Annotated in this window: 9 protein-coding genes; 7 read left to right on the forward strand and 2 right to left on the reverse strand. The window is 61.5% G+C overall.

Features of this window, described 5'->3' with window-relative positions; genetic code table 11:
• Positions 1-81: 81 nt before the first annotated feature.
• On the reverse strand, positions 82-1,011 hold the full coding sequence (locus NUV89_RS24775) for a zinc ABC transporter substrate-binding protein (protein ID WP_257783391.1): 930 nt from the start codon (positions 1,009-1,011) through the stop codon (positions 82-84).
• 58 nt (positions 1,012-1,069) lie between these two features.
• Between NUV89_RS24775 and zur the strand changes: the two genes are divergently transcribed.
• Genes zur through NUV89_RS24795 form a run of 4 tightly spaced genes read left to right on the forward strand, consistent with a single transcriptional unit; the run spans position 1,070 to position 3,875 of the window.
• Positions 1,070-1,552, forward strand: coding sequence for a zinc uptake transcriptional repressor Zur (gene zur, locus NUV89_RS24780; RefSeq protein WP_026136513.1), 483 nt, complete (start codon positions 1,070-1,072; stop codon positions 1,550-1,552).
• Positions 1,552-2,337 carry a zinc ABC transporter ATP-binding protein ZnuC gene (znuC, locus tag NUV89_RS24785; protein ID WP_017734695.1) on the forward strand — a complete coding sequence of 262 codons (786 nt, stop codon included), beginning with the start codon at positions 1,552-1,554 and terminating at the stop codon, positions 2,335-2,337. Before zur ends, znuC begins: the two co-directional genes overlap by 1 nt.
• Positions 2,330-3,118, forward strand: coding sequence for a zinc ABC transporter permease subunit ZnuB (znuB, locus tag NUV89_RS24790; protein WP_017734696.1), 789 nt, complete (start codon positions 2,330-2,332; stop codon positions 3,116-3,118). The genes znuC and znuB overlap by 8 nt, the downstream gene beginning before the upstream one ends.
• A 37-nt stretch (positions 3,119-3,155) precedes the next feature.
• Entirely contained in the window at positions 3,156-3,875 is a 720-nt protein-coding gene (locus NUV89_RS24795) for a PA5502 family lipoprotein (protein ID WP_257783392.1), read from the forward strand.
• Positions 3,876-3,971: 96 nt separating this feature from the next.
• Here the strand turns inward: NUV89_RS24795 and katE are convergent, their stop codons facing one another.
• Complete coding sequence (katE, locus tag NUV89_RS24800; protein ID WP_257783393.1) at positions 3,972-6,101, reverse strand: catalase HPII; 2,130 nt, start codon at positions 6,099-6,101, stop codon at positions 3,972-3,974.
• 228 nt (positions 6,102-6,329) lie between these two features.
• On the opposite strand from katE, the gene NUV89_RS24805 reads away from it, so the two are divergent.
• The 3 genes from NUV89_RS24805 to NUV89_RS24815 are packed head-to-tail and all read left to right on the forward strand — an operon-like array spanning position 6,330 to position 8,833.
• Positions 6,330-7,337: a methionine ABC transporter ATP-binding protein gene (locus tag NUV89_RS24805; protein WP_257783394.1), complete on the forward strand. Its 1,008-nt coding sequence runs from the start codon at positions 6,330-6,332 to the stop codon at positions 7,335-7,337.
• Entirely contained in the window at positions 7,337-8,011 is a 675-nt protein-coding gene (locus tag NUV89_RS24810; protein WP_257783395.1) for a methionine ABC transporter permease, read from the forward strand. Before NUV89_RS24805 ends, NUV89_RS24810 begins: the two co-directional genes overlap by 1 nt.
• A 51-nt stretch (positions 8,012-8,062) precedes the next feature.
• The gene (locus tag NUV89_RS24815; RefSeq protein ID WP_257783396.1) at positions 8,063-8,833 is read left to right on the forward strand and encodes a MetQ/NlpA family ABC transporter substrate-binding protein; all 771 of its coding nucleotides are present in this window, start codon (positions 8,063-8,065) and stop codon (positions 8,831-8,833) included.
• The last annotated feature ends 224 nt before the right edge of the window (positions 8,834-9,057 follow it).

A 9,057-nucleotide genomic window follows, 5' to 3' on the forward strand; every position in this document is an offset into this window, starting at 1 on the left:
CGGTGTGTCAGTCAGTACATCTGGCACTGAAACACCGCCTTCGCGAGCAAGCCCGCTCCCACATGGGTTTTGTGCTAACTGTCAGAGCGACTCCAGGCACCCGGCCAGATCATTCCCGAGCTTCTCCAGCACCTGCTCATACCCCTGAGCCGTGGCCGGCGTGTACCCACCCAGCGCATCCAACTCCGCCAACTTCACCGGCAAACCCGCCACCAGTGTCTCCGCCAATCGCGGACGCAACGGCGGCTCACTGAACACACAGGTCTTGCCCACTTCCTGCAACCGCGTACGCATCGCGGCCACGTGCTGGGCACCTGGCTGCACTTCAGCGGCAACGCTGAACACACCGGTGTGCTTGAGCCCGTAGGCATCTTCGAAGTAATCGAAGGCTTCATGGAAGACGAAGTAAGGCTTGTCGCCAATCGTCGCCAGACGCGCCTTCAAACGGGCATCCAACGCATCCAGACGCTCATTGAACGCCTTGACGTTGCTCTGGTAACGCGCGGCATTCGCCGGGTCGGCAGTCGCCAGGTCAGACGCCATGCGCGCCGCAATCACCCGCGCATTCACCGTGGACAACCACAAGTGCGCATCCAGGCTGCCTGGGCGATGATCGTGGTCATGTTCGTCGGCTTCGTCGGCGTGGGAGTGGCTATCTTCGGCGAAACGACGCAGCTTCATCCCCGGAAGGTCCTGCACGGCCACCGTCGCCGCTGTACGACCTTTCAACACACGCGGCAGGAAGCTCTCCATGTCCGGGCCGATCCAATACAGCAGGTCGACCGACTTCACGCGCCGTACGTCGGATGGCCGCAATGCGTAGTTATGCGGCGACGCGCCCGGTGGCAACAGCACCTCTGGAACGGCCACGCCGTCCTGCACAGCCGCGGCAATCAACTGCAGCGGCTTGATGCTGGTCAGCACCTTGACCTCGGCCTGAGCGGCGCCGGTTGCGAACAAACTGGCGACAAATACGACAAAAACGGGAAAAAGTCGGGACACGATGACCACTCAATGGCGTAGGAACGGGTAACATAATAACGTCTCTATCAAATATCTGTCGCCGCTCATGCCTAAAACACCGCTTGCCAGCCGTCCCCACGACCATTCTCACTGCGTGCATACCGCGCTGTCGGAAGCCGACACCCTGTGCGCACAGAAGGGCCTGCGCCTGACCGCCTTGCGTCGCCGCGTGCTGGAACTGGTGTGGCAGAGCCACAAGCCGCTGGGCGCCTACGACATCCTCGGCGTGCTCAGCGAGCAAGACGGCCGCCGCGCCGCGCCGCCTACCGTGTACCGGGCGCTGGATTTCCTGCTGGAAAACGGCCTGGTGCACCGCATCGCTTCGCTCAACGCGTTTGTTGGCTGCAACCACCCGGAACACGCGCACCAGGGCCAGTTCCTGATCTGCCGCGAGTGCCACGCCGCCATCGAGCTTGAACAAAAAAGCATCAGCGACGCCATCATCAAGAGCTCTGCCGACGTCGGTTTCCGGGTCGAAGGGCAAACGGTCGAAGTGGTCGGCCTGTGCTCGGGCTGCCAGGGGGCTTGATGAGCAACGCGCTAATCCGCCTGGAGCAGGTTGGGGTCACGTTCGCCGGGCAAGCCGTGCTGGATAACATCGCACTGAGCGTCGAACCTGGGCAAATCGTCACCCTGATCGGCCCCAACGGCGCCGGCAAGACCACCCTGGTGCGCGCCGTGCTCGGCCTGCTCAAGCCCGACACCGGCAGCGTGTGGCGCAAGCCCAAGCTGCGGGTGGGCTACATGCCGCAAAAACTGCACGTCGACCCGACCCTGCCGCTGTCCGTGCTGCGCTTCCTGCGCCTGGTGCCCGGTGTAGACCGCGCCCGCGCCCAGGCTGCACTCAAGGAAGTCGGCGCCGAGCAAGTCATCGACAGCCCGGTGCAAAGCATCTCCGGCGGCGAAATGCAGCGCGTGCTGCTGGCCCGTGCCTTGCTGCGCGAGCCGGAACTGCTGGTGCTCGATGAACCGGTGCAAGGCGTCGACGTCGCCGGCCAGGCCGAGCTGTACAGCCTTATCACCCGCCTACGTGACCGCCATGGCTGCGGCGTGCTGATGGTGTCCCACGACCTGCACCTGGTGATGAGCACCACCGACCAGGTGGTGTGCCTCAACCGCCATGTGTGCTGCTCCGGCCACCCGGAACAGGTCAGCGGCGACCCGGCGTTCGTCGAGCTGTTCGGCAAGAACGCGCAGAGCCTGGCGATCTACCATCACCACCACGACCACGCCCATGATTTGCACGGCGAAGTGGTCGACGATCCCGCCGCACCTCACACCCACGTTCATGGAGATAGCTGCAAGCATGGCTGATTTTCTGCTCTACGCCCTGCTGGCAGGCTTGGCTTTGGCGCTGGTGGCGGGCCCGCTAGGCTCGTTCGTCGTCTGGCGGCGCATGGCCTATTTTGGCGACACCTTGTCCCACGCCGCGCTCCTGGGCGTGGCCATGGGCTTCTTGCTGGATGTCAGCCCGACCATCGCCGTCACCGTCGGCTGCCTGCTGCTGGCGGTGCTGCTGGTGACCCTGCAACAGCGCCAGCCACTGGCCTCCGACACCCTGCTCGGCATCCTCGCGCCGAGCACCTTGTCCCTGGGCCTGGTGGTGCTGAGCTTCATGCACGAAGTGCGCATCGACCTGATGGCGTACCTGTTCGGCGACCTGCTGGCGATCAGCAGCACCGACCTCGGCTGGATCCTCGGCGGCAGCGCTGTCGTGCTGGTATTGCTGATCGCCCTGTGGCGCCCGCTGCTGGCCATCACCGTGCATGAAGAACTGGCCACCGTCGAAGGCCTGCCCGTGCCAACCCTGCGCATGGCCCTGATGTTGTTGATCGCCGTGGTGATTGCTGTCGCGATGAAGATTGTCGGCGTATTGTTGATCACGTCGCTGCTGATTATTCCCGCCGCCGCCGCCCAGCGCCATGCCCGCTCACCAGAGCAGATGGCGATTGGCGCCAGCCTGCTGGGGATGCTCGCCGTGTGCGGCGGCCTGGCGCTGTCCTGGTTCAAGGACACGCCGGCCGGGCCGTCGATTGTGGTCACGGCCGCCGCGCTGTTTCTGCTGAGTTTTGTCCTGCCCCGTCGAGGGGTGTAGACTTGCTCGCTTTTTGCGCAAATAGAGAGTCGCAGGAATGAAGCCGTTCACCTCCCGTTATCTGCTCCTTGCCGCATTTTCCCTGCTGCTGGGCGCCTGTCAAAGCACACCGCCCGCCGCCGTCCAGGCCCCGGACGCACGCGCTACGGCCATCGCACAGCTGGAGCAAAACCTCGCCAGCAGTGAGCTGGCCACCGCCGAAGACCAGTTGGCCGCGCTGCAAGCCCAGTCGCCCAACGATCCCGCGCTGGAGCCTTACCAGCGCCAATTGGCCGAAGCCTACCTGCAGCGCAGCCAGATCGTGCTGCAAAAAGGCGACGTCAACGCCGCCGCCACCGCCCTCAGCCGCGCCCGTGCACTGATGCCCAAGGCCCCGGCGTTGACCGGCGGCGTCAACAGCGCCATCAGCCACGCCCGCAAGGCCGAACTGGACCAGGCCGAAGCCGCCCTGAAAGCCGCCGAAGCCAAGCCGGGGGCCAAGGTCATCGACCCGACGGCCGAAAGCACCACCGTGGCGTTGAACCTGCGCGATATTGAAGAACTTCGTCATCAACTGGATGCGATTGCCACCGATGTGGTGAATTATCAGTGTGATGTGAGCATTCAGGTGCCCCGCACCGAAGACTATCCCTGGTTGGCCACGCTGCTGACCAAGCGGGTCAAGCGTATTGATTCGGCGTATGACCTGAAGCTGCACCGGCAGATCCTGAAGAAGATCCCGGCGCAGGTGGTGTTGATTCCGCGCAAGGCGCAATAAAGCTATTCGCGAGCAAGCCCGCTCCCACACTTGGAATGCATTCCAAATGTGGGAGCGGGCTTGCTCGCGAAGGCGATTTAAAAAACAACCTATGACTTAAGCCGGAATCCCCTTAGCCCTCGGCTCCCGCTCCCACACCCGATGCTGGGCAATCGCCGCCACAAACGCCTTCAACGCCTTGGCATCCCCGCCGACGATCAACCCCGCATCCGCCTCCAGCTTCAACAGCTCCAGCAACTGCTTGGCCTCGCCCACCACCGCAATCGCCTTCAAATGCTTGTAAGCCTCCAGCAGGTAATGCAGCGCCACGCCATCTTCGCTCAACGCCTTCACCGACTTGGCGCCGCCGGGCACAAACACCGCGTCAAATGCCACCGACGGCAAGCCCTCCATGGACGCATCCACCGGCAAACTCTTGCCATCCGCCGTGGTGACCGGCGCCGAAGTCGGCCCGAGCAACTTGGCATGGGCGCCTTCGGCCTTCAGCACTTTCTTCAAGGCCTCGATTGCCGCGCCATCCACACCGTTAGCCGCCAGGATCGCCACCTTGCGCGTCTTGATGTCGCCCGACAGCAGGTTCGCCTGGCTCAAGGCCGGCGAGCGCGACAACGATACTTTGCGCTCCGGCACCGTGCCTTTCTTCGGCACTGGCAGGCCCAGGTTCTGCGCCACACGCTTGGCCAACTCCAGGTCAATGTTGGCGAGGATCTCATTCACCTGGCGCGCACGGATGTGCTCACGCTCCACCTTGCCCAGCTCAAAGCTGTAGGCCGCAATGATGTGCTCCTGCTCATGTTTACTCATGCTGCGGAAAAACAGGCGCGCCTGGGAGAAGTGATCGCCAAATGACTCACTGCGCTCGCGCACCTTATGGGCATCGATGCGCTCATGGTAGGACTCGAAGCCGCCGTCCTGCGCAGCGGGCGGGGTTTCCTTCGGCCAGCCGCCATCGATGGAGTTGGGTTCGTAGGCGGCACGTCCCTTGTCGATGGTGGTGCGGTGCATGGCATCGCGCTGGCCGTTATGGAACGGCGCCACCGGGCGGTTGATGGGCAACTCATGAAAGTTCGGGCCACCGAGTCGGCTGATCTGTGTGTCGGTGTAGGAAAACAGACGGCCCTGCAACAGCGGGTCATTGGAGAAGTCGATACCCGGCACGATATGGCCAGGGCAGAAGGCAACCTGCTCGACTTCAGCGAAAAAGTTATCCGGGTTGCGATTCAGCACCATCTTGCCCAACGGCGTGATCGGCACCAGTTCTTCGGGGATCAGCTTGGTCGGGTCAAGGATGTCGAAGTCAAACGCATGCTCCTTATCCTCGGGAATCACCTGCACGCCCAATTCCCACTCGGGGTAATCGCCCATCTCAATCGCTTCCCAGAGATCGCGGCGGTGGTAGTCGGTATCTTTACCCGCAAGCTTTTGCGCTTCGTCCCACACCAATGAGCAGGTGCCGGCCGTAGGGCGCCAGTGGAATTTGACGAAGTTGGAGACGCCTTGTGCGTTGATAAAGCGAAAGGTATGTACGCCAAAACCCTGCATGGCCCGTAGGCTTTTAGGAATCGCCCGGTCTGACATTGCCCAAATCACCATGTGCGCCGATTCGGGCTGCAGCGACACAAAGTCCCAGAAGGTGTCATGGGCCGAACCGCCTGTAGGAATCTCGTTGTGGGGCTCAGGTTTTACCGCGTGGACAAAATCAGGAAACTTGATGGCGTCCTGAATGAAAAACACCGGCATGTTGTTGCCGACCAAGTCGAAGTTACCTTCGTCGGTGAAGAATTTCACGGCAAAACCACGTACGTCGCGCACCGTATCACCGGAGCCACGCGGGCCCTGCACGGTGGAAAAACGCAGGAATACCGGGGTTTTATGCCCTGGATCACGCAGGAAACCGGCTTTGGTCAGTGCAGAATGGTTTTCATAGGTCTGGAAGTAACCATGGGCACCAGTGCCCCGCGCATGCACGATGCGCTCTGGAATGCGCTCATGGTCAAAGTGCGTGATTTTTTCACGCATGATGAAGTCTTCGAGCAGCGAAGGCCCGCGCGCACCGACCTTCAAGCTGTTCTGGTTGTCAGAAATCTTTACGCCCTGGTTAGTGCGCAGGGCTTGGCCGGTGGCGTCGGAGCGAAATTCTTCCAAGGCCTGCAACTTGGCGTTGGTGTTCTTACGGTCCAGGGTGTCGGTTCCGGCGAGCTCGCTCTTTGGCTTTTTCGTACTCATCAGTCAAAACTCCTTATTCAGACCCAGGCACGGCACCCGGGAAGCGCATTGCTTAAGTAGTGACTGATGGGGTTTTGGGCCGTTCCTTTTTTATGACCTTTGATCGCGTTATTGCCAAATCGCTGGATGAATGCAAAAGAAATGCTAAGAAAGACTATACGGACAGGCTAAAATGCGCGCCCGGCTAACCGCTGATCCCTTTTCCATGCGCCCCACAAGGTTCGCTACGTGATCGAGTTTCATAACGTCCATAAAACCTACCGCGTCGCCGGTAAGGAAATCCCCGCGCTGCACCCCACCAGCCTGCGCGTCGAGAACGGCCAGGTGTTTGGCCTGATCGGCCACTCCGGTGCGGGAAAAAGTACCCTTTTGCGTCTAATCAATCGCCTGGAACAACCCAGCGGCGGTCAGATCACTGTCGACGGTGAAGAAGTCACCGCCCTGGACGCCAACGGCCTGCGCCGTTTCCGCCAGCAGGTCGGGATGATCTTCCAGCACTTCAACCTGCTCGCGTCCAAGACCGTCGCCGACAACGTGGCGCTGCCTCTGACCCTGGCCGGCGAATTGTCGCGCAAGCAAATCGACTTGCGCGTGGCCGAGCTGCTGGCTCGCGTCGGCCTGTCGGATCACGCCAAGAAGTACCCGGCGCAATTGTCCGGCGGCCAGAAACAGCGCGTCGGCATCGCCCGCGCCCTGGCGACCAAGCCGAAGATCCTGCTGTGCGACGAAGCCACCAGCGCCCTCGACCCGCAAACCACCGCGTCGGTCCTGCAACTGCTGGCCGAGATCAACCGCGAGCTGAAACTGACCATCGTGCTAATCACCCATGAAATGGACGTGATCCGTCGCGTGTGCGACCAGGTGGCCGTGATGGACGCCGGCGTCATCGTCGAGCAAGGCTCGGTGGCCGACGTATTCCTGCACCCCAAGCACCCGACCACCAAGCGTTTCGTGCAAGAGTCCGAACAGGTCGATGAAAACGAGCAGCGCGATGACTTCGCCCACGTCCCCGGCCGCATCGTGCGCCTGACGTTCCAGGGCGACGCGACCTACGCGCCGCTGCTGGGTACCGTCGCCCGTGAAACGGGTGTGGACTACAGCATCCTCGCCGGTCGTATCGACCGCATCAAAGACATCCCTTACGGGCAATTGACCCTCGCCATTACCGGCGGCGACCTGGAAGCGGCCTTTGCCCGCTTTGTCGCGGCTGATGTCCATATGGAGGTTCTGCGCTAATGGACGTACTTCTGCACTATTTCGACAAAGTTGACTGGGCCGATATATGGGTCGCCACGGGCGATACCATGCTGATGCTTAGCACTTCGCTGTTCTTCACCGTAGTGGTAGGTCTGCCGCTGGGCATTCTGCTGTTCCTGTTCAGCCCCCGTCAGTTGCTGGAGCAGAAAACCACCTATGGCGTACTGGCCTTCGTGGTCAACGCCATACGCTCGCTGCCGTTTATCATCCTGCTGATTGTGATGATTCCGACGACGATCTTCATTACCGGCACCTCGCTCGGTGTGGCCGGTGCGATTCCACCGCTGGTAGTGGGCGCTTCGACATTCTTCGCGAGACTGGTCGAAACCGCATTGCGCGAAGTCGATCGCGGCATCATCGAGGCGACCCAAGCCATGGGCGCAACCACTCGCCAGATCATCACCAAGGCGCTTCTGCCAGAGGCGAAGCCGGGCATCATTGCCGCAATCACCGTGACCGCTATTGCCCTGGTGGGCTATACCGCCATGGCCGGCGTAGTGGGTGCCGGCGGGCTCGGGGACCTGGCGATACGCTATGGTTACCAGCGCTTCCAGGACGACGTCATGGTCGTCACCGTGGTGATGCTGATTGTGCTGGTACAGATTCTGCAAACCATCGGCGACAAGCTGGTGACACATTACTCTCGTAAATAACGGCCATTGCCGGCTCAAAGCCGGCACATGCCCGAACAAGGAGCTTGCTGGATGAAAAAACTACTGGTTGCTTTCGCCGCCGTTGCCGCGTTTTCCGCCCACGCCGAGACCATCACGGTCGCGGCCTCGCCGGTGCCGCACGCAGAAATCCTCGAATTCGTGAAACCGGCCCTGGCCAAAGAAGGCGTGGATCTGCAGGTCAAGGTCTTCACCGACTACGTGCAGCCAAACGTACAGGTCGCAGAAAAGCGCCTGGACGCCAACTTCTTCCAGCACCAGCCGTACCTGGATGAGTTCAACAAGGCCAAGGGCACGCACCTGGTCAGCGTTGGCGCCGTGCACCTGGAACCCCTGGGCGCTTACTCCAGCAAGTACAAGACCCTGGCCGACCTGCCGGACGGTGCCAACGTGGTGATCCCGAACGACGCCACCAACGGCGGCCGTGCGCTGCTGCTGCTGGCCAAGCACAACCTGATTACCCTGAAGGACCCGACCAACATCCTGTCGACCATCAAGGACATCACCGGTAACAGCAAGAAGCTGAAGTTCCGCGAACTGGAAGCCGCCACCCTGCCGCGCGTGCTGACCCAGGTTGACCTGGCGCTCATCAACACCAACTACGCCCTGGAAGCCAAGCTGGACCCGTCCAAGGACGCACTGGTCATCGAAGGCAGCGACTCGCCTTACGTGAACATCCTGGTGACCCGCGAAGACAACAAGGATTCGGACGCGGTGAAGAAGCTGGTTGCAGCCCTGCACTCGCCGGAAGTGAAGACATTCATCGAAGAGAAGTACAAAGGCGCGATCAAGCCGGCGTTCTGATGTAACTCGATCCCCTAAACACTGGAGATCAAAAAATGTGGGAGCGGGCTTGCTCGCGAAAGCTGAGTGTCAGTCGATAGATTCGTAGCTGATACACCTGTCTCTATACACATCTCCGAGCCCACGAGACAGCATGTAACATCTCGTATGCCGTCTTCTGCTTGAAAAATGGGGGGGGGGGGGGGGGGGGGGGGGGGGGGGGGGGGGGGGGGGGGGGGGGGGGG

The sequence above is a fragment of the Pseudomonas sp. 18.1.10 genome, assembly GCF_024655625.1.
Lineage (GTDB): Bacteria > Pseudomonadota > Gammaproteobacteria > Pseudomonadales > Pseudomonadaceae > Aquipseudomonas.

Excerpts from the sequence above, each read along its gene's own strand:
- zur (WP_026136513.1), top strand. The coding sequence starts at position 1,070 with ATGCCTAAAACACCGCTTGCCAGCCGTCCCCACGACCATTCTCACTGC.
- znuC (WP_017734695.1), top strand. The coding sequence starts at position 1,552 with ATGAGCAACGCGCTAATCCGCCTGGAGCAGGTTGGGGTCACGTTCGCC.
- znuB (WP_017734696.1), top strand. The coding sequence starts at position 2,330 with ATGGCTGATTTTCTGCTCTACGCCCTGCTGGCAGGCTTGGCTTTGGCG.
- NUV89_RS24795 (WP_257783392.1), top strand. The coding sequence starts at position 3,156 with ATGAAGCCGTTCACCTCCCGTTATCTGCTCCTTGCCGCATTTTCCCTG.
- katE (WP_257783393.1), bottom strand. The coding sequence starts at position 6,101 with ATGAGTACGAAAAAGCCAAAGAGCGAGCTCGCCGGAACCGACACCCTG.
- NUV89_RS24810 (WP_257783395.1), top strand. The coding sequence starts at position 7,337 with ATGGACGTACTTCTGCACTATTTCGACAAAGTTGACTGGGCCGATATA.
- NUV89_RS24815 (WP_257783396.1), top strand. The coding sequence starts at position 8,063 with ATGAAAAAACTACTGGTTGCTTTCGCCGCCGTTGCCGCGTTTTCCGCC.